At 72.9% G+C, this 26090-nt stretch carries 21 protein-coding genes; 8 read left to right on the top strand and 13 right to left on the bottom strand.

Annotated features, from left to right (window positions below; translation table 11 throughout):
- Positions 1–36 precede the first annotated feature (36 nt).
- The 7 genes from ACZ51D_RS36190 to pdxH all read right to left on the bottom strand — a co-directional run bounded on the left by ACZ51D_RS36190 (position 37) and on the right by pdxH (position 9939).
- On the bottom strand, positions 37–222 hold the full coding sequence (locus ACZ51D_RS36190; protein ID WP_465616456.1) for a hypothetical protein: 186 nt from the start codon (positions 220–222) through the stop codon (positions 37–39).
- Between the two features lie 318 nt (positions 223–540).
- On the bottom strand, positions 541–1632 hold the full coding sequence (locus ACZ51D_RS36185) for an aKG-HExxH-type peptide beta-hydroxylase (protein ID WP_465664671.1): 1092 nt from the start codon (positions 1630–1632) through the stop codon (positions 541–543).
- Positions 1633–1963: 331 nt separating this feature from the next.
- On the bottom strand, positions 1964–3193 hold the full coding sequence (locus ACZ51D_RS36180) for an FxsB family cyclophane-forming radical SAM/SPASM peptide maturase (RefSeq protein ID WP_465616452.1): 1230 nt from the start codon (positions 3191–3193) through the stop codon (positions 1964–1966).
- A 58-nt stretch (positions 3194–3251) separates the two neighbouring features.
- A complete protein-coding gene (gene fxsT / locus ACZ51D_RS36175) occupies positions 3252–7265 on the bottom strand; it encodes an FxSxx-COOH system tetratricopeptide repeat protein (protein WP_360494652.1) in 4014 nt (1337 codons plus the stop codon).
- Positions 7255–8649, bottom strand: coding sequence for a TIR-like protein FxsC (locus tag ACZ51D_RS36170; protein WP_465616450.1), 1395 nt, complete (start codon positions 8647–8649; stop codon positions 7255–7257). The genes fxsT and ACZ51D_RS36170 overlap by 11 nt, the downstream gene beginning before the upstream one ends.
- A gap of 236 nt (positions 8650–8885) precedes the next feature.
- Positions 8886–9083 carry an FxSxx-COOH cyclophane-containing RiPP peptide gene (gene fxsA / locus ACZ51D_RS36165; RefSeq protein WP_360494658.1) on the bottom strand — a complete coding sequence of 66 codons (198 nt, stop codon included), beginning with the start codon at positions 9081–9083 and terminating at the stop codon, positions 8886–8888.
- Positions 9084–9306: 223 nt separating this feature from the next.
- Positions 9307–9939 (bottom strand): pyridoxamine 5'-phosphate oxidase, encoded by a 633-nt coding sequence (gene pdxH / locus ACZ51D_RS36160; protein WP_360494838.1) that lies wholly within the window; start codon positions 9937–9939, stop codon positions 9307–9309.
- 417 nt (positions 9940–10356) lie between these two features.
- Between pdxH and ACZ51D_RS36155 the strand changes: the two genes are divergently transcribed.
- Complete coding sequence (locus tag ACZ51D_RS36155) at positions 10357–11457, top strand: citrate synthase 2 (protein ID WP_360494660.1); 1101 nt, start codon at positions 10357–10359, stop codon at positions 11455–11457.
- Between the two features lie 150 nt (positions 11458–11607).
- Positions 11608–12726 carry a phosphoserine transaminase gene (serC, locus tag ACZ51D_RS36150; protein WP_360494663.1) on the top strand — a complete coding sequence of 373 codons (1119 nt, stop codon included), beginning with the start codon at positions 11608–11610 and terminating at the stop codon, positions 12724–12726.
- A 249-nt stretch (positions 12727–12975) separates the two neighbouring features.
- On the opposite strand, the gene thpR is transcribed toward serC, so the two are convergent.
- Positions 12976–13566, bottom strand: a complete 591-nt coding sequence (thpR, locus tag ACZ51D_RS36145; protein WP_465616447.1) for an RNA 2',3'-cyclic phosphodiesterase — start codon at positions 13564–13566, stop codon at positions 12976–12978.
- A 46-nt stretch (positions 13567–13612) separates the two neighbouring features.
- On the opposite strand from thpR, the gene ACZ51D_RS36140 reads away from it, so the two are divergent.
- Complete coding sequence (locus ACZ51D_RS36140) at positions 13613–14131, top strand: GNAT family N-acetyltransferase (RefSeq protein ID WP_465616445.1); 519 nt, start codon at positions 13613–13615, stop codon at positions 14129–14131.
- A 55-nt stretch (positions 14132–14186) separates the two neighbouring features.
- Here the strand turns inward: ACZ51D_RS36140 and ACZ51D_RS36135 are convergent, their stop codons facing one another.
- The gene (locus ACZ51D_RS36135; RefSeq protein WP_465664670.1) at positions 14187–15887 is read right to left on the bottom strand and encodes an MFS transporter; all 1701 of its coding nucleotides are present in this window, start codon (positions 15885–15887) and stop codon (positions 14187–14189) included.
- Positions 15833–16267, bottom strand: a complete 435-nt coding sequence (locus ACZ51D_RS36130) for a MarR family winged helix-turn-helix transcriptional regulator (RefSeq protein ID WP_030057117.1) — start codon at positions 16265–16267, stop codon at positions 15833–15835. Before ACZ51D_RS36130 ends, ACZ51D_RS36135 begins: the two co-directional genes overlap by 55 nt.
- A gap of 122 nt (positions 16268–16389) precedes the next feature.
- Between ACZ51D_RS36130 and ACZ51D_RS36125 the strand changes: the two genes are divergently transcribed.
- Positions 16390–16806, top strand: coding sequence for a VOC family protein (locus ACZ51D_RS36125; RefSeq protein ID WP_465616441.1), 417 nt, complete (start codon positions 16390–16392; stop codon positions 16804–16806).
- A 289-nt stretch (positions 16807–17095) separates the two neighbouring features.
- The gene (locus tag ACZ51D_RS36120; RefSeq protein ID WP_465664669.1) at positions 17096–17935 is read left to right on the top strand and encodes an MHYT domain-containing protein; all 840 of its coding nucleotides are present in this window, start codon (positions 17096–17098) and stop codon (positions 17933–17935) included.
- Positions 17936–18030: 95 nt separating this feature from the next.
- Here ACZ51D_RS36120 and ACZ51D_RS36115 read toward each other — a convergent pair whose 3' ends face one another.
- Together ACZ51D_RS36115 and ACZ51D_RS36110 are read right to left on the bottom strand one after the other, a co-directional pair.
- Positions 18031–19743, bottom strand: a complete 1713-nt coding sequence (locus ACZ51D_RS36115) for a hydrogenase maturation protein (protein ID WP_465664668.1) — start codon at positions 19741–19743, stop codon at positions 18031–18033.
- Between the two features lie 210 nt (positions 19744–19953).
- The gene (locus ACZ51D_RS36110) at positions 19954–20877 is read right to left on the bottom strand and encodes a DUF4231 domain-containing protein (protein ID WP_360494682.1); all 924 of its coding nucleotides are present in this window, start codon (positions 20875–20877) and stop codon (positions 19954–19956) included.
- A 131-nt stretch (positions 20878–21008) separates the two neighbouring features.
- Between ACZ51D_RS36110 and ACZ51D_RS36105 the strand changes: the two genes are divergently transcribed.
- Positions 21009–21458, top strand: a complete 450-nt coding sequence (locus ACZ51D_RS36105; protein WP_360494685.1) for a VOC family protein — start codon at positions 21009–21011, stop codon at positions 21456–21458.
- A 97-nt stretch (positions 21459–21555) separates the two neighbouring features.
- Here the strand turns inward: ACZ51D_RS36105 and ACZ51D_RS36100 are convergent, their stop codons facing one another.
- A complete protein-coding gene (locus ACZ51D_RS36100) occupies positions 21556–23016 on the bottom strand; it encodes an NCS2 family permease (protein WP_465616434.1) in 1461 nt (486 codons plus the stop codon).
- 221 nt (positions 23017–23237) lie between these two features.
- Between ACZ51D_RS36100 and ACZ51D_RS36095 the strand changes: the two genes are divergently transcribed.
- Both ACZ51D_RS36095 and ACZ51D_RS36090 read left to right on the top strand, forming a co-directional pair.
- A complete protein-coding gene (locus tag ACZ51D_RS36095) occupies positions 23238–23540 on the top strand; it encodes a DUF2530 domain-containing protein (protein ID WP_360494690.1) in 303 nt (100 codons plus the stop codon).
- 52 nt (positions 23541–23592) lie between these two features.
- Entirely contained in the window at positions 23593–26076 is a 2484-nt protein-coding gene (locus ACZ51D_RS36090) for an HAD-IC family P-type ATPase (RefSeq protein WP_465664667.1), read from the top strand.
- Positions 26077–26090: the final 14 nt, after the last annotated feature.

Below are 26090 nucleotides of genomic sequence, written 5' to 3'. Positions count from 1 at the left end.
GCTCGGTCTGGGCGCGGCTCGGTGGTCCGGGCCGGGTCAGATCGAGGAGTTGAAGGCCGCTACCGGCACGAGGCCGGAATCCGCGCCGGGGAGCGCGCGCTGGAGGCGGGAGGCGAGTTCCCCCGCTCCGAGGGCGGCGAGGTCGGCGAGGGACGGGCGTTCCGGCGTCTCCTGAGTGTCAGTGAGCTTGCCGGCCGGCTTGGTGCTGGTTACCGGTGTCATATTCGTTTCCTTAGGCGCGGTTAGGACCTGCCGAGGGCGGGTAAGCCCACCCGATTGAGACCAAATGTAGTGCCCGCGAAGACTCCGCGCGGCACCTTGCGGACTCAAGTTGGGCTCCCCGGGCGGCCGACGTCGCACGACGGCCCGCAGAACCCCCGAGAATTCACCCGTTCAGCGGTCGCGCACTTCGCCGTGGCGCGCGCCGAAGCGTGTCACCGGGCCGAGCGCCGGGGCCGCCACCCGGGTCAGCGTACGAATCCCCCGGTTGATTCCCCTCATCCACACCCGCCGGGGCGCGACGGCCCTCCCCCGAACGGCTCAACCACGCCGCCCCCCACCACCCAGTTCGCGGACGGAACGAACCAACTCCTCCGTGAACTCCCTCCCCTGCGCCGTCAGTTCGCCACACTCCAGCAAGGTTCCGGCGGCCGCCAGGGTGTGCGCCCGCCAGCGCACGAACTCCCGCTCCGCACGACCCGCCCCACCCGCACCGGCGGCCGCCTCCGCGCACCAGAAGTCCGCGACGCCCAGGTGCGCGTACGTGCCCTGCAACAGCGCGCCCGCCGGACGCAGGTCGGGCCGCCAGGGGGCGTGGTAGACGGCCGGGCCGTTGGGCCGGTGCAGCGGCACCAGGTCCAGCAGCGCGCCGAGTTGGACATGCAGGAACTCGTGGACCAACGCCAGCGCCAGCAACACCGGATCGTCCGGCAGCGAGGCCGCCACCGCCCCGTACGCCCGCCGGGCCGCCGCACTGACCGCCTCCCCACCGGGGGCCGGGCGCAGCGGGACGACCGTGGCGACGCAGGCCGCCACCGCCTCGGCGTGGCGCCGGTGGCGGCGCACCAGGATCCGCCAGGCCTCGGACAACCGCTCCTCCCAGCAGGCGAGTTCGGCCTCCGACAACGGCCCGGCCGGAGGGCGCCCGTAGTCCACCCGGCGCGGCCCGGCATGGTCGACGGACGGCGCCCAGCGCAGCCCGTCACACTCCAGCACCAGCGCCCGGCCACCATCCGCCCGGAGAAACTCCCCCAGGCCGCCCAACTCACCAGCCCTTCCCGACGGACCGTCCGTGCCACCCGCGACAGCACGCAGGCAGTCAGCCGCCCAGGCGTCCAACTCCGGCCGCAGCAGCACCTCCTCCCACCGCGCCCGGTCCTCGCGCCGCAGCACCCGCACCCGCCCGTACGCCTCGCGGTAACCCTCGTGCTCCGGCGCCGCCCGGAGCAGCGCGAGCAGCAGCAGCGCGCGCTTGCTCAACTGCCCGGCGCGCAGCACCCGGACGGCCTCCGGCCCGCCGCGCGCGCCAGCGATCGCCCGGAACGTCGCCCGATCCACGCCATGCCGGGGCAGCCCGTCCACCCCACGCGCGCCGGGAACCCCGGCCGCCACCGCCTCGCCCGTACCCGCCACCGCTCCTCCTCCATACCGCCCGCATCCGCCCCGCAGTCTCCCCCCGGCGTACCGAACAATCCGGCCAACGACCGCGCATGACCCAAACGGACGACCCCACACCCCCAGCAACACCCACACCCCCACCCCCCCACCCCAGCTGCACCCCCACCACCCCCCACCCCCAGCAACACCAACGCCCCCCTCCCCCTCCCCTCCCCCCCTCCACCAGCGAGAGGGACGCGCTGCGGGAGGGGCGGCGCAGGGGGTGGCCCGGAGAGGGGCGTTGCGGGTGATTTTCAGACTGCCTACGGCGATCAGCACCCCACCCACAGAGTCGGCAGTCGGAAAATCATCCAGCCCCCGGAGCGGCCACCCCCGGAGCCGCTCCGCACCCACCCTCCCGGGAGCCCCACCCCCGGAGCCCCTCCCGCAGTCGCCCCCCCATGTGCCGGACCAGCCGGTCCAGGTCCGCGCAGTACACCGACGGGTGCCCGAAGCCCCCGCCCGCACCGTCCCCCGCCCACCGGTGCGCGTACAGCCCGCCGCCGCAGACCCGGGCCAGCGGACACCCGGCGCAGACCGGTCCGAGCCCGGCGAGGCCGCGCTGGCGGGCCCGGAAGGCGGGGTGCGCGGCCGCCTCCGCGAAGCCGTGCCGCCACACGTCCAGGCCGGTCCCCGGGGCGCCGTCGTACGCCGCCTTGAGGCTGTCCGCCTGCTCGATGGTGCCGTCCGCCTCGATCACCACCAGGTCGACCGGGGTCAGGCCGACCGCTTCGCTGGCGGCCCGGCCGCCGAGCAGCAGGACGGCCAGCTCCTCGAACAGCCGCACTCCGGTCTCCCGCCGCGGCGCGCCGTACCAGCGGTCGAAGGCGGCGATCAGCCACTCCCCGTACGGCGCCGGGTCCGCGCCGGACGGTGGCGCGCCGGGCACGGGCCGTGCGCGCAGCCCGGGTGGTGGGGTGTGCCAGGTCCCGTGGGGCAGCAGCAGGTCGAGTCGGGGCGGCGCGAACTCCAGGAGCGCTTCGTAGGTGTCCACCGGGTCGGCCGCCAGGTCGACGACGCACAGCAGGCCGGCGAACAGTTCCCGGTGCCGGTCCGTGCCGAGCAGCCGCACCGCCTCGGCGGTCCGTGCCCAGCTGCCCGCGCCGGAGGGCAGCCGGCGGTGCCGGTCGTGGTCGGCCCGGGTGCCGTCGAGGGACACCCCGACCGCGACCCGGTGCCGGTGCAGGACGTCGAGGAGTGAGGGCTCCTCCAGCAGCCGCAGCCCGTTGGTCTGCAGGCTGAACCGCACCCGCGGCCCGCCCGCCACCGCGCCGCTCAACTCGCCGAGCAGTGCGTCCAGATGGCCTGTTCCGACGAGCAGCGGCTCGCCGCCGTGGAGCACCACGGAGATCTCGTCCAGCCCGTGTTCGGCGGCGTGTTCGGCGATCCGCCGGGCGGTGCGGCGGACCGTCGCGAGTTCCATCCGCCGGGGCCGCCGGCGCCAGCTCTGGTCCGCGCTCTCGTACACGTAGCAGTAGTCGCAGGCCAGGTTGCACCGACTGTGGATCTTCAGCAGGAACTGCCGGAACGGCACCATGCCCGTGAGCCTAGCGCCGCCCGACAAGCCTCCCGAGCCGCCGTCTCCTGACGTGCCGTCACACGTGCGGCGGCTCCACGTCCGAGTCCAGTCGCGCTCCCGCCCGCACCGCCACCGTCGTGGGGTGCTCCTCTCCCAGTGTCACCTGCGCCCGCCGGATGCAGTCCGCCCGCAGCTCGGCGGCGCGTTCGGCCTGTCCGGAGGCGGCCAGCGACAGCGAGAGGTTGGACTTGATGCCGATGGAGTCGTAGTGGTCCGGGCCGAGGGCTTCGGACATCAGCGGCGCGGCCTCCAGCTCCAGGTCGAGCGCGGCCTGGGTCCGGCCGGACAGCGCCAGGTCGTTCGCGTGGTTCATCATCGCGATCGGGATGTAGAGGTGGTGGGCGCCGAGGACGGCCCGGAACTGCGTCAGGGTGCGCCCGGACAGCTCCAGGGCCTCCTGGGTGCGTCCCGCCAGCCGCAGGTAGACCGACAGGTTGTTGGCGCCGGCCAGCGTCACCGGGTGGTTCTCGCCCAGGTAGTCGCGGTACCGCGCGAGCGCCCGTTCGGCCAGCGGGATGGCCCGGGTGGTGTCGCCGAGGGCGCTCAGGTCGCTGGCGAGGTTGGTGGCGGCGGCCAGGGTGTCGGGGTGCTCGGCGCCGTTGATGTCCAGGTAGCGCTGGTAGATGTCCTCGTCTATCTCCAGGGCTTCGTGGTAGCGGCCGGCCCGGCGCAGTGCCACGGCGAGGTTCTTGCGGGCGCGCAGGGTGTCGGTGTGGCCGTCGCCGATGGTCTGCTGGTAGATCCGGACGGTCTCCTCCAGCAGGTCCAGGGCCTCCCGCAGCCGCCCGGTCTCGCGCAGGTCGCGGGCGTAGTTGGAGGCGGAGGACAGCGCGTAGAGGCTGTGCGCGCCGAGCGCGTCGCGCTGCTGGAGGTAGTTGCTGCGGTGCCGTTCCAGGGCGGCCCGGCGGTCGCCGGCCAGGTAGTCGGAGACGGCGAGGTTGTTGGTGATCATCAGGGTGCGCGGGTGGTCGGGGCCGAGGGTGCGCCGGGCGGCGTCCAGGGTCCGGCGGTCGAGCGCCCGGGCCTCGTCGTAGCGGCCGAGGAAGCGCAGGTCGGCGCCGAGGCTGTTGGCGACGGCGAGGGTGTGCGAGTGCTCGGGGCCCAGGGTCGCGGTGAAGCGGTCCAGGATGTCCCGGTCCATCTCGTAGGCCTCCTGGAGGGCGCCCTGGGAGCGGCGGATGTTGCTCAGCTGGGTGCGCAGCATGAGCGTCTGGGCGTCGTTGTCGGCGTCGAAGCCGGGGCCGCCGTAGCCGTCCTGGCGCCAGTGCTCCAGGGTCCGTTCGGCCAGTTCGCGGCCGGACTCGTGCAGGCTGCGCTTCCACTGGTAGCGGACCGAGTCGATGATCCACTGCCGGACGTCCTCGTCGGCGCTGTCGACGGCCCCGGACGGCCAGAGGTGGGGCAGGAGTTCGGCGTACTCGGACCAGTTGGCGGGGACGTCCGGGTCGCCGGGGTTGGCGGTGGCGAGTGCGGCGTGGACGACGCCGCGCAGTTCGGCCCGCCGCTCCTCCTCGACCTGGTCCCGGAGGACGGCTTGGACCAGCCGGTGCACGGTGATGGTCTCGCTGCCCTGGTCGGTGCGGGCGAGCCCGAACCGGTTGATGGCGCGCAGGAATTCGCCGATCGCGAGCTTGTCGCGGGGCGCGCGCGGGGGCAGCCGCAGGGCGCGGGTGACGGCCCGGCTGTAGAGCAGTCGCATCGGGATGGCGTCGGGGCCGAAGAAGGCGCAGATCTCCAGGATCTGAGCGGCCGGGGCGTTCATCCGGCGGAGTTCCTCGACGGAGATGCGCCAGGTCGCGGCGGCCGAGTGCGGGTAGTCGGCGGTGCGCAGCCGGGTGCGCTCCAGCATCTCGGTGAGCTCCTCGTCGAGGAGTTCGAGGTAGGTGGCGATCGGCATCGACGTCTCCTGGAGCCAGACGGCGGCCTGGCCGACGGCGAGCGGCAGGTCGCCGAGGCGTTGCGCGACCTGGTCGGCGTCCTCCGGGGAGAGGCCGCTGTTGAAGCGGCGCAGCAGCCGGACGCTCTCCTCGCGGAGGAAGACGTCGACCTCCACCAGGCCGGCGTGCCGGGCCCAGCCCTGGTTGCGGGAGGTGATCAGCACGTGCCCGCCGGAGGAGCCGGCCGGCTGCCAGGGGGCGAGTTCCTCGGGGGTGCCGGCGTTGTCGAAGACGAGCAGCCAGCGGCGGTACGGCTGGCCGCGGCGCAGCGCGTCGAGGACGGCGGCGGCGGTGTGCGCGACGTCGTCGCTGGTGGGCACGCCGAGCCGGGGGGCGAGTTCGGCGAGCTTCTGCGGGATGTTGGCGGGCTCCTCGGCGGGCACCCACCAGACCACGTCGTACGCGGCCTTGAAGCGGTGCGCGTACTCGGCGGCGATCTGGGACTTGCCGGCGCCGCCGAAGCCGTAGAGCACCTGGCTGAGCACGGCGGCGGGGCCGCCGGTGAAGCGGTTGCGGAGCAGTTCGAGGAGTCGGCCGCGGCCGATGAAGGCGGCGTTGCGCGAGGGCGCTTCCTGGACCTGCGGCGCGGTGCCGGGGAAGCGTGCGGGTGCGATGATCTCGCCGCTGTCGGTGTCGAGTTGGCGGGTGCTGCCGGGTGGCGGGCCGAGTTCGCCGTACAGCTGGGACTCGGCGCCCGCCGCGGCGGAGCGGACCAGGTCGGGGGCGGCCTGTCCGGAGAACGGACGGGGCACCGGCTCGTCCGAGTCCTGCAGCCGCAGGGCGACCAACGCCGGTGAGCCGGAGACGAGTTCCCGGCCCTGCAGGAGCTGCCAGACCTCGGCGGCACGGGGCAGGGCGGTGTACTCGGGCGAGAGCAGGGCGAGCAGCCGACCCTGGCCTTCGAGCGGTCCGGCGACCTCCGGCGGCCGGGGGCCGGTGTACGGATCGGCGGCGTTGTGCAGGGAGGTCTGGTAGCCGAAGCGGGTGAGGGTGCCGGCGGCCCACTCGGCCCACATCCGGTCCTCGGGCGCGTAGCTGACGAAGACCTGGCGCGGCACCGCGCGGGCGGAGCGCAGGTAGGCGCCGTAGAGCCGGCGGCGGGTCTCGGAGGTGAGCGGGCGCAGGGTGCGGACCCGGCCGTCGGTGATCCAACCGGCCAGCCGCTCGAAGGCGTTGAGCAGGCTGCGGGCCTCCTGCGGCCGGTCGGCGACGGTGGCGGGGACCTCCTCGTAGGCGTAGAACGGCTTGTACGGCACCTCGACGTCGGCCCAGTAGGCGGCCCGCCGGTCGCCGGGCAGCCAGCGGCCGAGGTAGGGCGCGAAGGCCTCGCGGGCGTAGTCGCGGCCGGCCTCCAGGCGCTCCTGCTCGGCGTCCTCGACCCGCATCGGGACCGGGAGCACCCGGATCGCCCGTTCCTCGGCCTCGGCGATGGCCCGGGCGGCGTCGACGCCGCCGCGGATGTTCTGGGCGCTGAAGGTGAAGCAGTCCACGACGGTGTCGGGCATCAGGACGGTGCAGATGCCGGAGGTGTCGCTGACGCCGGTACGGCTGTCGATGAGCACGTAGTCGTACCCGCGGGCCCAGCGTTCGCGCAGTTCGCGCAGGAACTCGCCGCCGCGGATGTCCCGGCCGTGGTAGAAGCTGCGCCAGTTGAAGCTGGTGACGGCGGCGGCGTAGGCGGCGTTCTGGCGGCCGGCGGGCAGGAAGTCGAGCCGGCCGCCGGGCGGCAGGTCGAGGGCGAGGCCGCAGAGGTAGCCGTCGAGGCGCCCGGGTTCGTCCAGCCAGGCGGCCGGGGAGAGGCCGACCGGGCCGGTGGCGGAGGGCAGCGCCTGTTTGACGTAGGAGCGCAGCAGGTCGATCAGGCCGTCGGTGGAGTGCAGTTCGGGGTCGACCAGGAGCGGGTGGTAGTACCGGTGGAGGCCGGGGGCCTCCAGGTCCCAGTCGACGACCAGGACGCGCAGGCCCCGGCTGGCGAGGATCCAGCCGACGTTGGCCAGGGCCATGGTCCGGCCGGTGCCGCCCTTGAAGGAGTAGAACGTGACGACCGAACCCGGTCCGCCGCGCTCCGACTCTGCGCCGGGCTCAGTGGTCATCGTCCTGGTCTCCCCTCAACGGGACAGCGTTGTCCTTGCCACGACTCTGGTGCGGGAGGTCCGTGCGGCCCGGGCTCGGATCGAGGCGCGCGGGCGGGCCCTGGCGGGGTCCGGGTGGGCCGGCCGGGATGGACAGCCCTGGCATGGCCGGGCCGCCGCCGGGGCCGAAGCCGAAGGCGTCGCTGCCATCGTCCCCCCAATCCAGGTTGTCGTCCATGAGCTTGTTCTGAGCGACCGTCACCATGATGGTGAGGTCGTTGTCGAAGCTCTCCCGGCTCACTTTGACCCGGAACAAGTGCTCCATGTCGCTCCGGCGCAGCCAGTTGCGCCGGAACACGTCGCGTACGCCCGCCCACAGGGTGTCGCGCTCCGGCCCGTCGGCCGGGTCGGCGCTGCCGGTGGGCACCATCACGCCGGTGACGGGGTGGTTCTGGTCGTCGTACTCGCGCAGCGCGGAGCGGTAGCGCTCGCCGCCGGCCACCCACGGGTCCACCAGCAGGATGCTGACCTGGCTGTCCTCGCGGGCCTGGTCGAGCTTCCCGCCGAGGCCGCCGTCGACCTCCTCCAGCGTGGTGGTGTGCCCGGCGGCGGTGATCACCTGCTGGGCGCGCGCCACCAGCGACGGGTTGGTGGGCGGATGGTAGGGCGCCCAGTGCCACGGCTTGGCGCCGTACCAGCCGCCCGCGCGCGAGCCGCCCTCGGCGGCGGCCTCCGAGGCGCGCCCGGCCGCGATGAACAGCCGCACCATGCCGGGGGCGGAGACCACCTCCGGCGCCGCCGGGGGCGGGAAGTAGCCGCGCACCGTGCCGAGGTCGAACTCGGGCAGCTCGCCGAGCCGGCGCGCGGCCGCCTCCCGGACCCGCTCGGCGACCACCCGGACGACCTGTTCGTACGCCTCGCTCTGCGCGGTGCGCAGCAGGGCCCGCAGGCCGTACCGGGCGTAGGCCTCGCCCATGTCCGGCTGGGCCCACTGGATCTTGGTCACCTCGTCGGCCAGCTCGCCGGGCACGACGGGCTCCCAGAGCACCGGGATCAGGGCCGGGATGAGTTCCCCGCTGTCCTCGTGGTGGCGCCGGACCCGGCCGCGGAAGGCGGTCCACTCCTTGCCGCAGTACAGGCTGGTGAAGTAGGCCGGGGAGTAGAGCGCGATCATGGTCCGGCTGCGGCCCAGCATCGTCGCCAGCTTCTCGGCCCAGTCGTCGCCGAGCCGCAGCTGCTCGGTGTCGCGGTAGGCGAGTTCCTCGACGCGTACACCCGTCCCGACGAGCCGGCCGAGTTCGTCGCGCAGGTCGTTGAAGAACTGGTTGACGAAGGCGTCCTCGGCCTCGAAGTCACGACGCGCGTAGCTGAAGAAGAAGTACGGCCGTTGCTGTTCCTGCTCCATCACCCGTTCCCCCCGTGCCCGACGGTGCCGCGACGGCGCTGGTTTCATACCCCAGCATGTCGTGAACTCCACCGGCCGCGCTGGCGAGTTGGCGGATTCGGCCGCCCCGGTGGTTTAGCCGGTGATCAGGCGCACGCCCGCAGCCGGGCGCCGCTCCGGCGCTCGGGGGCGCACTGATGGGGGCGTGGGCGCGCCGAAGGAGTCGCGGGCGCCGGAGCCGCGCTACCGGCTACCGGCTACCGGCTACCGTCGAGCGACGACTGGAAGGCGGCGAGCGGCTCCGCGCCGGGAGTCAGGGCGTCCGCCACCACCCGGCGCAGCAGGTCGCCCAGGACGGTGTCGGGCAGGGCGTCGAGCTCTTCGAGCGACAGGGCGGCGACGTCGACCAGGTCAGAGTCGAGTCCAGCGGCGGCTTCCGCACCGGTGACGCTCATCAGTCCCTCACTCGATCGTGCCGGCACAGCGCGTTGCTGGCCGGATGTGCCTCGACCCAGGTCCGCGACGGGCATCCTACACCCGAGGCGTGACGGCCCATCAGCTTCACGCCGCCGCCGCGCCCGGACCGACCCGGTCGGCCCACCGGGCTCGCGAGGCCCCCGGAACCCGCAACGCCCGCAACGCCCGCAACGCCCGCAACGCCCGCGGGCCCCGTCGCACTCACGGGCAGAGCCGTTCCACCCGCCACCCCGTCGGGCTCGCCGGGTCGGCGAGGTAGCGGAGCCGGTCGTGCAGGCGGTTCTCGCGGCCCTGCCAGAATTCGACGCTCTCCGGGACCACCCGGTACCCGCCCCAGAAGGGGGGGACGGGCACGCCCTCGCCCTCCGGGTAGCGGCGTTCCAGTTCGGCGTAGCGCTGTTCGAGGACCTCGCGCCCGCCGACCGGGCTGGACTGCTCGCTGGCCCAGGCGCCCAGCTGGGAGCCGTGCGGGCGGGTGCGGAAGTAGGCGGCGGTCTCGTCGCGGCCGACCTTCTCCACCCGGCCCTGGACGGTCACCTGGCGGGCCAGGGCGATCCACGGGAACAGCAGCGCGGCGTACGGGTTGGCGGCTAGTTCGGAGCCCTTGCGGGAGCCGTAGTTGGTGAAGAACACGAAGCCGCGCAGGTCGTAGCCCTTGAGCAGGACGGTGCGGGAGCTGGGCCGCCCCTCGGCGTCGGCGGTGGAGAGCACCATGGCGTTGGGCTCCGTGACCCCGGCGTCGTCCGCCTCGTGGAACCAGCGGGTGAACTGGCCGATCGGCTCGGGCGCGAGCTGCTCCTCGACCAGGCCCTCGTGGACGTAGTGCTTGCGCATCACGGTGAGGTCCGGGCCGGGGCGGGCCTCGTCGGCCAGGGTCCGGGTGACGGGGCTCGGGGGTGTCGACTGGGCGGGTTCCGGGGTCTGCACGCCAACATCATCCCGTACGACAAGCAACGGGCACCGCTACCTCCGGACAAATCCCGGTGGGAGATAAGGTGTCTCGCCACCGCTTGGCCGCCCGTCGTGCGGAGAATTGTCCGGAACCGGGGGTTTGGTTCCGGGTTTCTCCCGGGCACGACCGACCCTCGACGGGAAAATCGAGCGGGCCTACGGCAAACATCACCACGGTGGTGTATGGCGCAATGCACCCCGTGCCTGTCACTCTGGCACCGAGTGCCAACCACGATTCGGTCACTGGTATGCCGCCCCACCACGGCGGAGCGCCGAACACAGAACTGAAGGAGCCGTCGCATGTCCGATTTCGTACCCGGGCTTGAGGGAGTCGTCGCGTTCGAGAGCGAGATCGCCGAGCCCGACCGGGAAGGCGGCGCCCTGCGGTACCGCGGTGTCGACATCGACGACCTGGTCGGCAACGTCTCCTTCGGGCACGTCTGGGGCCTGCTGGTGGACGGCAAGTTCAACCCCGGCCTGCCGGCCGCCGAGCCGTTCCCGATCCCGGTGCACTCCGGCGACATCCGGGTCGACGTGCAGTCGGCGCTCGCCATGCTCGCCCCGGTCTGGGGCCTCAAGCCGCTGCTGGACATCTCCGCCGAGCAGGCCCGCGACGACCTCGCCCGCGCCGCCGTGATGGCGCTGTCCTACGTCGCCCAGTCGGCTCGCGGCCAGGGCCTGCCGATGGTCCCGCAGAGCGAGATCGACAAGGCCGAGACGGTCGTCGAGCGGTTCATGATCCGCTGGCGGGGCGAGCCGGACCCGAAGCACGTCAAGGCCGTCGACGCCTACTGGACCTCGGCCGCCGAGCACGGCATGAACGCCTCCACCTTCACCGCCCGGGTCATCGCCTCCACCGGCGCCGACGTCGCGGCCGCCCTCTCCGGCGCGGTCGGCGCAATGTCGGGCCCGCTGCACGGCGGCGCCCCCTCCCGCGTGCTCGGCATGATCGAGGAGATCGAGCGCACCGGCGACGCCACCGCCTGGGTCAAGAACGCCCTGGACAAGGGCGAGCGCCTGATGGGCTTCGGCCACCGCGTCTACCGCGCCGAGGACCCGCGCGCCCGCGTGCTGCGCCGCACCGCCAAGGAGCTCGGCGCGCCGCGCTTCGAGGTCGCCGAGGCGCTGGAGAAGGCCGCGCTGGAGGAGCTGCACAACCGCCGCCCCGACCGTGTGCTGGCCACCAACGTCGAGTTCTGGGCCGCCATCATGCTGGACTTCGCCGAGGTTCCGGCCCACATGTTCACCTCGATGTTCACCTGCGCCCGCACCGCCGGCTGGTCGGCGCACATCCTGGAGCAGAAGCGCACGGGCCGGCTCGTGCGCCCCTCCGCGCGCTACATCGGCCCCGGCCCGCGCCGTCCCGAGGCGATCGAGGGCTGGGACGCCATCGCCCGCTGACCGCACCGGACGACCGTCCGCACAGTGCCCCTGACCAGCGGGTCCGGCCTCGGCCGGGCCCGCTGTCGGCATCTCTGAGCAGCGAAGATCACAGTCTCAGCGGGCGGACGACCGTACCCCCGCCCGGCCCCCGGCCGGTAGGCTGCGCGCGTGGCTCAGATCCAGATCCCCGCTGACATCAAGCCCGCAGACGGCCGTTTCGGCTGCGGACCGTCCAAGGTGCGCCCCGAGGCCCTGAGTGCCCTCGCCGCCACCCAGACCTCCCTGCTCGGCACCTCCCACCGCCAGGCCCCGGTCAAGAACCTGGTCAAGCGCGTACGCGAGGGCGTGAGCAGCCTCTTCTCGCTGCCCGAGGGCTACCAGGTCGTCCTCGGCAACGGCGGCTCCACCGCCTTCTGGGACATCGCCGCCTTCGGCCTGGTGCGGGAGAAGTCCCAGCACCTGGACTTCGGCGAGTTCTCCTCGAAGTTCGGCGCCTCGGTCAAGGCCGCGCCGTGGCTCGCCGAGCCGAGCGTGATCAAGACCGCCCCGGGCACCCACCCGCTGCCGGTCGCCGAGGCCGGTGTGGACGTCTACGGACTCACCCACAACGAGACCTCGACCGGCGTCGCGATGCCGATCAAGCGCCCGGCCGGCGCGGACGAGGGCTCGCTGGTCCTGGTGGACGCCACCTCGGGCGCCGGCGGCCTGCCTGTCGACATCACCGAGACGGACGTCTACTACTTCGCCCCGCAGAAGTCCTTCGCCTCCGAGGGCGGCCTGTGGCTGGCCACCTTCTCCCCGGCCGCCCTGGAGCGCGCCGCCGAGATCGCCGCCTCCGGCCGCTACATCCCGCCGTTCTTCTCGCTGCCGACGGCCATCGACAACTCGTCGAAGGACCAGACGTACAACACCCCGTCGATCGCCACGCTCTTCCTGCTGGCCGACCAGCTGGAGTGGCTGAACGGCAATGGCGGGCTGGACTGGGCCGTCGCCCGGACCGCCGACTCCTCCTCCCGGCTGTACGCCTGGGCCGAGAAGTCCTCCTTCGCCACCCCCTTCGTGGCGAACCCGGCCGAGCGCTCCCAGGTGGTCGGCACCATCGACTTCGACGAGTCGGTGGACGCCGCCGCGGTCGCCAAGGCACTGCGTGCCAACGGCATCGTGGACACCGAGCCGTACCGCAAGCTGGGCCGCAACCAGCTGCGCATCGCGATGTTCCCGGCGATCGACCCGGCGGACGTCGAGGCGCTCACCCAGTGCATCGACTACGTGGTCGAGCAGCTCTGAGCACCCGCTGAGCACCACCTGAGCACCCGCTGAGGCGTGCGTGAGGGCCACCACCCACCCGGGTGGTGGCCCTCACGGCCGTTTCCGGTCTACCGGCCGGCCAGTGAGCTGATCAGCACGACGACCAGCAGCAGCACCAGGGTGCCGGAGACGATACGCATACGAGTCTTGGGATCCACGGTCAACGAGCGTACCTCCGCCCCACGCCCGGACGGAGCGGAGGTCCCGGTAGCTCCGCTCAGCCCGACGCTAGCTCCAGTCCGCCAGGGCCCAGGAACCCAGCGACTCGTAGTGCGCCAAGCCGCCGTCCGGGTCGCTGTTCATCAGGTGCAGCTCGGTGGCCTCCCACTCCGGCCCCCGGTAGTCCGCCAGCGCCGCCGCCAGGCCGTCCAGCTCGGCCGCCGCGAGCCGCTGGACGGCCCGCCGGTGGCCGCGGTGGGAGCCGGCCCGGGCGAGGGTGAGGTGCGGGTGGAAGACGAAGGTGTCGGCCGTCTCCCCGACCGCCTCGGCGGTGACCTCGGCGACGGCCTCGGCCAGCCGGCGCAGCGCCCAGGTCTGGCCCTCGACGCCGGCCCAGAGCACCCGGTCGCCGAACCGCCCGGCGCCGGCGATCCGCAGCCGGTGGACCTCGTGCACCTCGGCCACCGCCGCCAGGCCCGCCGCCAGCTCGGGCAGCCGCTCGGCCGGCACCGCGCCGAGGAAGGCCAGGGTCAGGTGCCAGCCCTCGACGGTGGTCCAGCGCAGCCGGTCCGCCCCGGGCAGCCCGCGCACCGGCGCGACCGCGTCGGAGAGCCCCTGCAGCGCCTCGACCGGGGGGAGCACCGCCACGAACAGCCTCATGGACCCATCTTCCCGCGGTCGGCCTTTCGGTGTAGAAACGTTTTTCATGAAGATCCGCACCGGGGGGCCCGCGGACGTCCCCGACATCCTGTCCCTACTCGACGGCGCCGTCTCCTGGCTGGCGGCCGACGACCGCACCGGCCAGTGGGGCGACCAGCCCTTCAGCACCAACCCGGCCCGCGTCGACCAGGTCACCTCGTACGCCTCCGAGCCCTTCCTGATCCGCCTCGCCGTGGACGAGGACGGCCGCACGGTCGGCTGCTGCGTGCTCAACGAGGACCGCGGCAAGTGGATCCCGGCCGTGGACGAGCCCGAGCTGTACGTCCGGCTGCTGGTCACCGACCGCAGCCGCAAGGGCTCGGGCATCGGCTCCGCGCTGATCGCCGACGCGGTCGAGGAGACCCGTCAGCGCGGCATCGGCCTGCTGCGGGTGGACTGCTACGCCGGGAACGACCGCAAGCTGGTCGGCCGGTACCGGGCGCTCGGCTTCACCGAGACCGAGAGCTTCGAGGTCGAGCAGCCGAACGGCGTCTGGCCCGGCCAGGTCCTCGCCATCCGGCTCTGACGCCACGAACCCCCCGAGGCGAACCCTCGGGGGGCCTGACATATCCGACTGATCGTCAGCAGGCGGCGGCCAGCTCCGACTTGCGCGTCGGAGTGGTCCGCGGCACGACGGCCACGACCCGGCCGCCGCGGCCCGGGTGCAGGTCGAAGCGCACCCGCAGGTCCGCGCCGCGGGCCAGCACCAGGCCGACCGCACCGGCCGCCAGCGCGGACACCAGTCCGCAGGCCAGCAGGCCGAGCCGGGGCCCGTACGAGGCGGTCACCCAGCCGACGATCGGGGCACCGATCGGCGTGCCGCCGGTGAAGACCAGCACCAGCAGGCCCATCACCCGGCCGCGCATCTCGGGGTCGGTGGCCAGCTGCAGCATGGAGTTGACCGAGGTGTTGAAGCTCAGCCCGAACACCCCGATCAGCATCAGCAGCAGCGCGAAGGTCCAGTAGTCGGGCGCGAAGGCGGCGACCACCTCGAGCGTGCCGAAGGCCAGCGCCGCGCCGACCAGTCGGCGCAGCCTCGGCGCGCCCCGGCGGGCGGCGAGCAGCGCGCCGGCCAGCGAGCCGACCGCCATCGCGGTGTTCAGCAGGCCGTACTGGCCGGCGCCCACCTTGAAGGTGTCGTACGCGAAGCCGGAGAGCAGGGTCGGGAAGTTGAAGCCGAAGGTCCCGATGAATCCGGCCAGCACCATCGGAAAGAGCAGTTCGGGCCGCTCCTTCACGTACCGCAGACCCTCCCGCAGCTGCCCCTTCTCGCGGGCGATCCGCGCGGTCGGGCGCAGTTCGCTCTCCCGCATGGCCAGCAGTCCGCCGATCACGGCCGCGAAGGACAGCGCGTTGACGGCGAAGGCCCAGCCGCTGCCGACCGCGGCGATCAGCAGGCCCGCGACGGCGGGGCCGACCAGGCGGGCGGTCTGGAAGTTGGCGGCGTTCAGGCTGACGGCGTTGGCGAGGTCCTTGGGTCCGACCATCTCGGAGACGAAGGCCTGCCGGGTCGGGTTGTCGACCACGGTGACCAGGCCGAGCAGCAGCGCGAACGCGTACACGTAGTACGGCGTCACCACACCGCCGATGGTCAGCACGGCGAGGCCCGCGGCCAGCAGGCCCATCGCGCCCTGGGTGTAGATCAGCAGCCGGCGCTTGGGCATCCGGTCGGCGAGCACGCCGCCGAAGAGGCCGAGCAGCAGCATCGGCAGGAACTGCATGGCGGTGGTGATGCCGACCGCGAGCGGGCTGCCGGTGAGGCTCAGTACCAGCCAGTCCTGGGCGATCCGCTGCATCCAGGTACCGGTGTTGGACACCACCTGGCCGGCGAAGTAGTAGCGGTAGTTGCGAACGCGCAGGGAGGAGAACATCCCCCCGGGCCGGGTGAAACGGGCGCCTGTGGGAGATGAGGCCGCGTGGCTGCGGCCGGGAGCGGCGGGGTCGTCCGCCGCGGTGCGTTCGTCGGGGTCGTCGTCGCCGCTGCCCGGCAGCCCCGTGGGGGCGGGTGCCTGGGTGTCGGCGGCCGCGGTGTTGGCCGCGGCGGGGTCGTTGGTCGGGTCGTCGGTACGGATGGCGGCGGCGCTGGCTGCGGCCGGCGGTGTCACGGTGCTCTCCCCTCGCAGCGCGACGGCCATGGCGGTGGCCGTCGCGCTCCTGGTGTCGGTGGTCGGTCCTGCGGTGATGCGGGCTCCTTTGTCTCCCGGCGGCCGGCCGGGTTCGGTGTGCCTCAGAGGTGTGCGAGCTTGTAGAGCACGGGCGCGGCCTCCCGGAGGACGGCCCATTCCTCCTCGTCGAGCCCTTGGGCGAGCTCGGCGAGCCAGACGTTTCGGCGCCGACGACTCTCCGCGAGGATCGTCTCGGCCTGCTCGGTGCTGCTGACGACCACCTGTCGGCGGTCCTCGGGGTGCGGCTCCCGCCGCACCAGCCCCTTCTCCTCCAGCATCGCGACGATCCTGGTCATCGAAGGAGGCTGCACGTGCTCCTTCCGGGCGAGCTCACCCGGCGTCGCCTTTCCGCACCGGGCGAGGGTGCCCAGCACCCCCATCTCGGTGGGACTGAGCGACTCCTCCACCCGCTGGTGTTTGAGTCGTCGGGAGAGGCGCATCGTGGACGATCGCAGCTGATTGACGGCTGCGAGGTCCTGCTCGGACATCTCGGGCATCTCTTTAGACTACGTCATTACTCTCGCTAAAGAAAATCGGCGTCCCGCCGCGCCGGAGCATCCGCCCGGTGCCATATTGGTGATGGGTGATCGTTCCCGACTCCCGGAAGGGCCGACCAGACATGTCCGACCTCGCCGCTGAGCAGTCCGCCGAACAGTCCACGCCGAACGACGGCGGGTTCGCCAGGCTCGCCATGGTCACCATCGACTGCGCCGACCCGGTCGCGCTGGCGTCGTTCTACGGCGAACTGCTGGGGTGGGAGACCCGGCACGTGGACGAACACTTCGCGATCCTGGACAACCCGGAGGGTGGCAGCCCGCTGGGCTTCGGGCGGGTGAAGGGGTACCGGCCGGAGCCGTGGACGGAGCCGGACGGGAGCAAGCACTTCCACCTCGACTTCTACGTGGACGACCTGGAGGAGTCCACCGCGAAGGCCCTCGCGCTCGGCGCGACCCAGCCCGCGTACCAGCACGGGCGCACGCTCAAGGTGCTGATCGACCCGGCCGGCCACCCGTTCGGGCTAGCACCCTTGGAGTAAGGCACGAACGGGCCCGGGGAGCGTGCGCAGGCGGTGTCAGGGCTTGGTGCCAAGATCATGCAGGAGCGGTAAAGGTCCATCCTGACCTGGGATTTCACCAAAAGCACGAACATTGTGCGACCGGCGGGTAGTGGCTACTCTCCCCCGTTGTCAGGGGCACCACACGCCAGGCTCCCCCCGGCGGACCCCGTTCCGTTTCCGTGCCCGTTTCCGCACGCTTCCCGACCGCCCCGGTCGACCGCGTCCGCCCGAGCCCTGGCGCCCTCAACCCCTCGTCCAGGGAGCTCAATTGGGTGAGATCCATCATGCCGACCACGGCTGGGTGACGCCGGCGGTCTCGTACTTCGTCGCCTGCCTCGGCGCCTTCGTGGCGCTGCGCGGCGCCCGCTGGGCACTCGTCTCCAAGGGCCGCAGCCGGGCCGTCTGGCTGCTCTTCGCGTCCACCTCGCTCGGGGCCGGCATCTGGTCCATGCACTTCATCGCGATGCTCGGCTTCTCGGTGACCGGCGTCGAGATCACCTACCAGCCCGGGCTGACCGTGATCAGCCTGCTGGTCGCCGTCGCCTTCGTCGGCGTCGGGCTCTTCACCGTCGGGTACTGGCGCAAGCACCCGGCGCTGGCGCTCATGGTCGGCGGGCTGACCACCGGCCTCGGGGTCGCCGCGATGCACTACATGGGCATGGCCGCGATGGTCCTGCCCGGCCGGCTCGGCTACGACCACACGACGGTGGCGCTCTCGGTCGCCATCGCCGTCTTCGCGGCCACGGCCGCGCTCTGGGCCGCGCTGAACATCCGGGGCACGATCGCCGTACTGGCGGCGGCGCCGGTGATGGGCGTGGCGGTCTGCGCGATGCACTACACGGGCATGGCGGCGCTGTCGGTCCGGGTGGACCTCTCGCACTCCACCCAGGGCGGCGTGATGGCGCTGCAGTTCATCTTCCCGCTCGGGGTCGGACTCGGCTGCTACGTGTTCTTCGGTTCACTGGCCTTCGCCGTCTCCCCGAGCCGCCCCGACTCGCAGCCCCTGCTGGCCGGACCGGCCGCCCCGCTGCCCCCGCGGGCACCCCGGCCGCCCCGGCCGCCCCGCGTCCCGCAGCAGCGGCTGGGCGGGGCCGGCGTCCGGCGCTGAGCGGGCCGACAGACACAGAACGGGAGACACAGAGCGACGCCCGGCCGGGGTGGGGGACCCGGCCGGGCGTCGCCGTGTGTCGGCCCGCCGGCCCCTTACGCGGGCCGCCCGAGCAGCCCGGTCAGGTGCTCCGGCGTGGCCACCGGGCAGACCTTGTGCACGAAGTCCCGCCGCAGCCCGTGGTACGGCTCGTCGGTCCGGTAGAAGTTGGCGTGCATCCGCCGCAGTTCCTCCGCCCGGTACTCGGCCAGCGGCTTCGCCTCCTCGTCGGCGGCGCGGCGGCGCTTCTTGTCCACCAGCCGCCCGGTGAGCTCGGGCGAGCCGGCGATCCCGGCCGCCTCCCGGGCCACCCAGCGGCGGAACTCCGCCGCGTCCCCGCCGGACGTCCGGTCCACCAGGCCGATCCGGCGCGCGTGTTCGGCCCCGACCGGCAGCGCCTCGGTGGTGAGCCGCTCGGCCTGCTCGGCACCGACCCGGTTCGGCAGGGTGTACGTCCAGTACTCGGAGCCGTACAGGCCCATCAGGCGGTAGTGCGGGTTGAGCACCGCCGAGTCGCGGCACCACACCTCGTCGGCGGCGAGCGCCATCATCAGCCCGCCGGCCGCCGCGTTCCCGGCGAGGGCCGCGACGGTGACCTTGTCCGTCGTGGTCAGGACGGCCTCGACGAAGTCGTCCATCGCGTTGATGTTCTCCCAGGACTCCAGCGCCGGGAAGGCCGCGCCCTCGATGACGTTGAGCTGGATCCCGTTGGAGTAGAAGTCCCGGGGAGCGCCGAGCACCAGCACCGAGGTGGGCCGGGCGGCCGCCTCCCGGTAGGCGGCCAGCAGCCGACGGCACTGCTCGGTGCTCATCGCCCCGCCCGGGTAGGCGAATTCGAGGTAGCCGACGTCGCCCTCCTCCCGGTAGCGCAGCTCCGACCAGGTGTCGCGACGGGCGGCCGCCGCCGGGCGCACCGGCACCTCGCGGACCCGGTACAGCTCGTCGGCGAGGACCGTCGCGGCGGGCAGCTTGAAGGTGGCCGGCCCGCCGGGGGTGCGGCGCGGGCGCAGCTGCGGGATCCACACCGCGCCGTCCACGGTGGCCCGGCAGATCGCGCCGTCCCTGGTGGCCAGCACGGCGCCGGGCACCGGGCCGCGCAGCTCGTCCTCGGGGTGGGCGCCGTGCAGGAAGAACTCGCGCCCGTACAGCTCGTCCAGCACGCCGGGCTGGGAGTCGGCGGCGCGCAGCTTGCGCAGCACGGTGGCGGTGTCGTCCTGCTCCCAGTCGATCCGGCGCGCCTCCTGGCGCAGGAAGGGCCGCAGCTCGCCGTGGACGTCGGGTCGGCCGTAGTCCAGCGGCTCGGGGGTGAACAGGCCGCCCTCGTAGCGCTGGACGGCCAGCAGGACGGCCTCCACGGCGGCGTCGGCGACCTCGCCCCGGTACAGCTCGCTCTTGCCGCAGTCGGGGACGGGGAACTCGACGGACGCCCAGATGTCACCGGCGTCCATCTCCTCGACGGCCTGCAGCACCGTGACGCCCCAGCGCTCCGCGCCCTCGGTGATCGCCCAGTCCAGCGAGGAGGGGCCGCGGTCGCCGGTGGGCCCGGGGTGCACGATCAGGACGGTCCGGCTGGACCAGATGTCCTGCGGGACGGCCTTGGTCAGCATCGGGCAGATGATCAGCTCGGGGTCGGTCCGGGCCACCCCCGCCCGCATCTGCTCGTCCCCGAGGGCGAGCTGGACGGCGACCTGGTGGCCGCGCTCGCGCAGCTCGGCATGGACGCGCTGGGTCAGGCTGTTGAACGCACTGGCGATCAGGAGAATGCGCAAGGGGGGCCTCCGGCGGTACAGGGGTCGCGCGGAGGTGATGAAACCAGGGCATGGACACGTAACGATTACGGTCCGTACCTCGGCGCTCTACCCTCACGTACCCCGCACACCTGTGGTCCCGGCGTGCTCCCCCTTCGCCCGATCTCCCCAGCTGTTTCCCAGAGTTGGTCTAGCGCGGAGCGCCCCCGGCCCAGTGCGGAACGCCCCGCCCTACCGCGGGAACGCCCGCCGGGCCCGCCAGGTGGTGTGCTCGCGGGAGACCGCGTCCTCCGCCTCGGCGGCCAGCCGGGCCCAGCGCGCCTCGGCGTCCGGCGCCCTGACGTCCAGGTCGGAGAGCTGGTTGCCGACGTTCTCCAGCTCGCGCGCGGCCAACTGGTAGGCGGCGGCCAGCGGGCGGAGCTGCTTGAGCTGCGTCCAGGCGATGATCGCCGCGGCCGCGGCCGAGCTGGCGCCGAAGATGTGCACCTGCAGCGCACCGGTGGCCTGGGCGATGGCGGCCGCCGCGCCGAGGATGATCAGCACCGCGATGCCGAGCCCCCAGGAGACCGCCTGCGACTCGCAGGCGTCCGCCCGGGAGCGGTACCAGGTGCGCTGCCCCTCGACCCGGGTGCGCAGGTAGAGGGTGCGCCGGGCGGTCAGGCTGTCGGCACGCAGCCGCCGCATCTCCGGGGTGATCTCGGCGACGGTGTCGGGCGGCACGATCGCCGGGTCCTCGAAGGCCCGCATCACGTCCTCGACCTGCAGCAGGTAGCCCCGGTCCACGTCCGGGGACTGCCCCTCGCCGTCGAACGGGCTGGCCCGGACGGTGTACTTCCAGGCCAGTGTCTTGACCGACTCGGCCGCCGCCCGCGCCTCGTACCAGCGGCCCTGCGGGTTGCTGCGGCGCAGCCGGGACCAGAAGTAGCCGGCCAGCAGGAAGGCGGCCACCGAGAACAGCGGCCAGGGGTCGAAGTCGCCCTTGTGGTCCGGGCCGGGGAACGACCCGATCAGCGCGGCGACCACCAGCATCGCGATCAGGCCTCGGTACCAGCGCAGCGTCTCGCGCTGGCCGTCCAGCGAGGCCTTGTCCGCCGTCCGGAACAGCTCCGGCAGCAGCTGTGCCTCGACGCCCCCGGGCGGATCCTGTTGCACCATCGGTCGAGTCCCCTCCCCCTTCTCCGTCCAGCCAGTATTCCCACCGTCAACTGGCCTACACGGGCGCCTTTTTGACAGCTTCCGACAGTGGCTGATTGCCCGACCATCCGGTAACCGATAGAAACGGTTACATGCCGCTGCACTGGAAGCTCGTCATCGACTGCGCCGACCCGCACCGCCAGGCCGCCTTCTGGGCCGCCGCCCTGGAGTACACCCGGGAGGACCACGGCCCGCTGGTCACCCGCCTGCTTCAGGCCGGCGCGGTCGGCCCCGACGCCACCACCGAGGTGGACGGCCACCCCGCCTGGCGCACCCTGGCCGCCGTCCGCCACCCCGAGGACCCGTTCGACCCGGCCTCGGACACCGGCCTCGGCCGTCGCATCCTCTTCCAGGCCGTCCCCGAGCCCAAACGGGCCAAGAACCGACTGCACCTCGACGTCCACCCCGCCCCGGGCGAGCGCGCCGCCACCGTCACCCGCCTCGAAGCCCTCGGTGCCACCGTCCTGCGGGAGGTCAAGGAGCCGGGCGGCGAGTGGACCACCATGGCCGACCCCGAGGGCAACGAGTTCGACGTCCAGTGACACCACGGGGTCCGGTGACACCACGGCCGGTGAGACCACGGCCGGTGACACTTCGGAGCACGGTGGCACTTCGGAAACGCCGCGGCCCCGTACGGCGTCAGAGCAGGCCGAAGGCCGGCATCAGGTAGTAGAAGGCGAACACCGCCGCCACCGCGTACAGCGGGGCCGGCACGCCGCGGCCGCGGCCGGCGGCCACGCGCAGGACGCAGAAGGCGATGAAGCCGAAGCCGATGCCGTTGGTGATGCTGTAGGTGAACGGCATCATCACGATGGTCAGGAAGGCCGGGATCGCGATCGTGTAGTCGGCCCAGTCGATCTCCTTGATCGAGTTGGCCAGGATCAGGAAGCCGACCGTGACCAGGGCCGGGGTGGCGGCCTGGGCGGGGACCATGGTGGCGAGCGGGGTGAGGAAGAGCGCCACGACGAAGAGCAGGCCGGTGACGATCGAGGCGAAGCCGGTCCGGGCACCCTCGCCGACGCCGGCGGTGGACTCCACGAAGCAGGTGTTGGCGGAGGAGGAGGTGGCGCCGCCGAGCGCGGTGGCGATGCCGTCGACCATCAGGACCTTGTTGATGCCGGGCAGGTCGCCCTTCTCGTCCAGCAGGTGGGCCTCGTCGGCCACGCCGAGGATGGTGCCCATCGCGTCGAAGAAGCACGACATCAGCACGGTGAAGACGAACAGCACGCCGGTCAGCACGCCGACCTTCTCGAAGCCGCCGAACAGGCTGACCTTGCCGACCAGCCCGAAGTCCGGCGCGGCCACCGGGTTGCCCGGCCAGGCCGGGACGGTCAGGCCCCACTTGAGCGCCGGGATGTCGACGACCTTGTCGAGCACCACGGCGAGCGCGGTGGAGGCCACGATGCTGATCAGGATCGCGCCGGGCACCTTGCGGATGACCAGGATCAGGGTGAGCAGCAGGCCGACGACGAAGACCAGCACCGGGAAGCCGAGCAGGTGCCCGTTGCCACCGAGCTGCAGCGGGACGGTGGTGTGCGCGGCGTCCGGGACGCGGCTGACGAAGCCGGAGTCGACCAGGCCGACCAGGCTGATGAACAGGCCGATGCCGATCGCGATGGCCTTGCGCAGGCCGAGCGGGACCGCGTTCATGACCCGCTCGCGCAGGCCGGTGGCGACCAGCAGCATGATCGCGAGGCCGGCTAGCACGACCATGCCCATGGCGTCCGGCCAGGTCATCTTCGGGGCGAGCTGGAGCGCCACGATGGTGTTGACGCCGAGGCCGGCGGCCAGGCCGATCGGGACGTTGCCGATCACACCCATCAGCAGGGTGGTGAGACCCGCGGTGAGGGCGGTGGCGGTGACCAGCTGGGCGCTGTCCAGGTGGGCCCCGGTCATGTCCGTGGCGCTCGCCAGGATGATCGGGTTCAGCACCAGGATGTACGCCATGGTGAAGAAGGTGGCGACGCCGCCGCGGATCTCGCGCGGCAGGGTGGAGCCGCGCTCGCTGATCCGGAAGTAGCGGTCGACGGCGCCGGTGGGGGGCTTGGGCGCGGCGTCGGCGGGTTCGGGCGACTCGGTGGTCGGCTGGACCACAGGCATGCGTGCGTCCTCTGTGGGGGAGCTGAGGAGAGGGGGTCGACGCCCGAGGCGACGGCGGCTCGGTGTCAGACCTTTAAGTATGGTTTCCCCATCGCACACGCGCTATCTTCGCGCGTAGAGCCCGCGGCAGGCCCACAGGCCGCCCGCGCGGCCCCCGCCTGGCCCGTGCGCGGCGGCTGCGCGACGACGACCGGCCCCCACCGCACCGTACGCTAGGCCCCATGCCGAAGACGCCGCTGCACCCCTCGCCCCCTCCGCTGGAGGCCAACGACGTCGCCATCGTCGGCGGCGGCACGGTGGTGTGGTTCGTCGCCTTCCTCGCCCTGCTCCCCTTCCAGGGCACGCTCTCCGAACACGGCCACGGCACCTGGCCGTGGATCTGCCTCTCCGGCGGCCTGCTCGGCCTGATCGGCCTCTGGTACTGCCGCGCCCGGCGCGACGCGATCGCCCGCAGCCGCGCCGCCGAGGCGGCCGGACGCATGACGGACGGCGACGGTCAGGACCCGGCCACCCGGTCGGACTGAATAGCCCTTTAGTAGCACGCATCGGACATAAGGCACCCGTAGAGTCGGTGCCATGACGCAGCCTGCCCAGCCAGCGGAAGAGCGGCCGACCGACGGGGACCGTCCCGACGGAGCCCACCCCCTCGGGCTGCTGCCCGGGCGGCGCGGCGGACTGACCGTCGCCGAGGTGGCCGAGCGGGTCGCGCAGGGACAGGTCAACGACGTCCCGGTCCGGTCCAGCCGCTCCACCAGGGAAATCGTCCGGGCCAACGTCTTCACCCGCTTCAACGCGATCATCGGCGTGATGTTCGGGATCATCCTGATCGTCGGACCGATCCAGGACGGCCTGTTCGGCCTGGTCATCGTCGCCAACACGGCGATCGGCATCATCCAGGAGCTGCGCGCCAAGAAGACCCTGGACAGCCTGGCCCTGATCGGCGAGGCCCGCCCGCAGGTCCGCCGGGACGGCGCCGTCCAGCAGATCGGCGTCTCCGAGATCGTCCTCGACGACACCGTGCTGCTCGGCATCGGCGACAAGGTGATCGTGGACGGCGAGGTCACCGAGGCGGACGGCCTGGAGATCGACGAGTCGCTGCTCACCGGCGAACCCGACCCCGTCCTCAAGCAGCCCGGCGACCAGGTGATGTCCGGCAGCTTCGTGGTGGCCGGCGCGGGCGCGTTCACCGCCACCAAGGTCGGCCGCGAGGCCTACGCCGCGCAGCTCGCCGAGGAGGCCAGCAAGTTCACCCTGGTGAAGTCGGAGCTGCGCAGCGGCATCGACAGCATCCTGCGGTTCATCACCTACCTGCTGTTCCCCACCGCGATCGGCCTGATCATCAGCCAGCTGGCCGTCGAGGGCCGGGACTGGCGCGAGGCCGTGCGGCGGATGGTGGCCGGCATCGTCCCGATGGTCCCCGAGGGCCTGGTGCTGCTGACCTCGGTGGCCTTCGCGATCGGCGTGATCCGGCTCGGCCGCAAGCAGTGCCTGGTCCAGGAGCTGCCGGCGATCGAGGGCCTGGCCCGGGTCGACACCGTCTGCCTGGACAAGACCGGCACCCTCACCGAGGGCGGCATGGACGTGATCGACCTGCGGGTGCTCTCCGATGGGGAGCCCGCCGCCGTCGACGCCGAGACCGTCCGGCGCGCGCTCGCCGTGATGGCCGGCGCCGACCCCCGCCCCAACCCGTCCATGCAGGCCGTCATCGACGCGTACGGGCGCGGCGACGGTGACGGTGCCTCGGACGGTCCTTCCGGCGGATCCTCGGGCCGCGACGGCTGGCGGGTGATCGAGGCGATGCCCTTCTCCTCCGCCCGCAAGTGGAGCGGCGTGCAGCTGCTGGAGCCGCAGGGCGGCGAGGCCAGCTGGCTGCTCGGCGCCCCCGACGTGCTGCTGCCCGCCGGGCACCCGGCGCTGGCCGAGGTGGACGAGCTGGGCGCGCGGGGCCTGCGGGTGCTGCTGCTGGGCCGGACGCCCGTCCCGCTGGACTCCCCCGACCCGGCGGCCGACCTCACCCCGCTCGCCCTGGTGGTGCTGCAGCAGCGGCTGCGCGGCGACGCCGCCGAAACCCTGCGCTACTTCGAGGGCCAGCGGGTCCGGGCCAAGGTCATCTCGGGCGACGCGGCGGTCTCGGTCGGCGCGGTGGCCGGCCACCTGGGCCTGCCCGGCGCCGACCAGCCGCTGGACGCCCGCACCCTGCCCACCGACCCCGAGCAGCTCGCCGAGACCGCCGACCGGACCAGCGTCTTCGGCCGGGTCACCCCGCAGCAGAAGCGCCTGCTGGTCGGGGCACTGCAGTCCCGCGGCCACACCGTGGCGATGACCGGCGACGGCGTCAACGACGTGCTGGCGCTCAAGGACGCCGACATCGGCGTGGCGATGGGCACCGGCTCCGACGCCACCAAGGCGGTCGCCCAGATCGTGCTGCTCGACGACTCCTTCGCGACCCTGCCGTCGGTGGTCGCCGAGGGCCGCCGGGTGATCGGCAACATCGAGCGGGTCGCGTCGCTCTTCCTGGTGAAGACGGTCTACTCGGTGCTGCTGGCGCTGCTGGTGATCTTCACCCACTCGCCGTACCCGTTCCTGCCCCGGCACTCCACCGTGCTGTCCTCCCTGACCATCGGCGTGCCGGCCTTCTTCCTCGCGCTCGCCCCCAACAACGAGCGGGCCCGCACCGGCTTCGTGAAACGCGTGCTGCGGCTCGCCATCCCCGGCGGCGTCATCGCCGGGACGGGCACCTTCGTCGCCTACGCGCTCGCCCGCGCCGACCACGCGACCGACCTCAAGGCCGATACCAGCGTGGCCACCCTGACGCTCTTCCTGATCGCCATCTGGGTCCTCGCCATCGTCGCCCGCCCGTACTCCTGGTGGCGGCTGCTGCTGATCGGCACGATGTGCGGCGCGTTCGCCCTGGTGCTGCTAATCCCCCCGCTGAAGGAATTCTTCCAGCTCTCCCTGGTCGGCATCCGCGACCCGCTGCTGGGCGTCGCCATCGCGGTGGTCTGCGGCATCCTCCTGGAGCTCGTCTGGCGCTTCATGAAGCGCCGCGGCCTGGAGTGAGCCCGCCGGACCCG

It is taken from the genome of Kitasatospora sp. NPDC033851 (assembly GCF_055576085.1).
The sequence above is the reverse complement of the archived record's forward strand: the minus strand, read 5'-3'. Positions and strand labels throughout refer to the sequence as shown.

Bases quoted from the DNA above. Each gene is read 5' to 3' on its own strand.
- ACZ51D_RS36190 (WP_465616456.1), bottom strand. From the start codon at position 222: ATGACACCGGTAACCAGCACCAAGCCGGCCGGCAAGCTCACTGACACT.
- ACZ51D_RS36180 (WP_465616452.1), bottom strand. From the start codon at position 3,193: ATGGTGCCGTTCCGGCAGTTCCTGCTGAAGATCCACAGTCGGTGCAAC.
- fxsT (WP_360494652.1), bottom strand. From the start codon at position 7,265: ATGACCACTGAGCCCGGCGCAGAGTCGGAGCGCGGCGGACCGGGTTCG.
- ACZ51D_RS36170 (WP_465616450.1), bottom strand. From the start codon at position 8,649: ATGGAGCAGGAACAGCAACGGCCGTACTTCTTCTTCAGCTACGCGCGT.
- fxsA (WP_360494658.1), bottom strand. From the start codon at position 9,083: ATGAGCGTCACCGGTGCGGAAGCCGCCGCTGGACTCGACTCTGACCTG.
- pdxH (WP_360494838.1), bottom strand. From the start codon at position 9,939: ATGCGCAAGCACTACGTCCACGAGGGCCTGGTCGAGGAGCAGCTCGCG.
- ACZ51D_RS36155 (WP_360494660.1), top strand. From the start codon at position 10,357: ATGTCCGATTTCGTACCCGGGCTTGAGGGAGTCGTCGCGTTCGAGAGC.
- thpR (WP_465616447.1), bottom strand. From the start codon at position 13,566: ATGAGGCTGTTCGTGGCGGTGCTCCCCCCGGTCGAGGCGCTGCAGGGG.
- ACZ51D_RS36140 (WP_465616445.1), top strand. From the start codon at position 13,613: ATGAAGATCCGCACCGGGGGGCCCGCGGACGTCCCCGACATCCTGTCC.
- ACZ51D_RS36135 (WP_465664670.1), bottom strand. From the start codon at position 15,887: ATGGGCCGTCCTCCGGGAGGCCGCGCCCGTGCTCTACAAGCTCGCACA.
- ACZ51D_RS36130 (WP_030057117.1), bottom strand. From the start codon at position 16,267: ATGCCCGAGATGTCCGAGCAGGACCTCGCAGCCGTCAATCAGCTGCGA.
- ACZ51D_RS36125 (WP_465616441.1), top strand. From the start codon at position 16,390: ATGTCCGACCTCGCCGCTGAGCAGTCCGCCGAACAGTCCACGCCGAAC.
- ACZ51D_RS36110 (WP_360494682.1), bottom strand. From the start codon at position 20,877: ATGGTGCAACAGGATCCGCCCGGGGGCGTCGAGGCACAGCTGCTGCCG.
- ACZ51D_RS36105 (WP_360494685.1), top strand. From the start codon at position 21,009: ATGCCGCTGCACTGGAAGCTCGTCATCGACTGCGCCGACCCGCACCGC.
- ACZ51D_RS36100 (WP_465616434.1), bottom strand. From the start codon at position 23,016: ATGCCTGTGGTCCAGCCGACCACCGAGTCGCCCGAACCCGCCGACGCC.
- ACZ51D_RS36095 (WP_360494690.1), top strand. From the start codon at position 23,238: ATGCCGAAGACGCCGCTGCACCCCTCGCCCCCTCCGCTGGAGGCCAAC.
- ACZ51D_RS36090 (WP_465664667.1), top strand. From the start codon at position 23,593: ATGACGCAGCCTGCCCAGCCAGCGGAAGAGCGGCCGACCGACGGGGAC.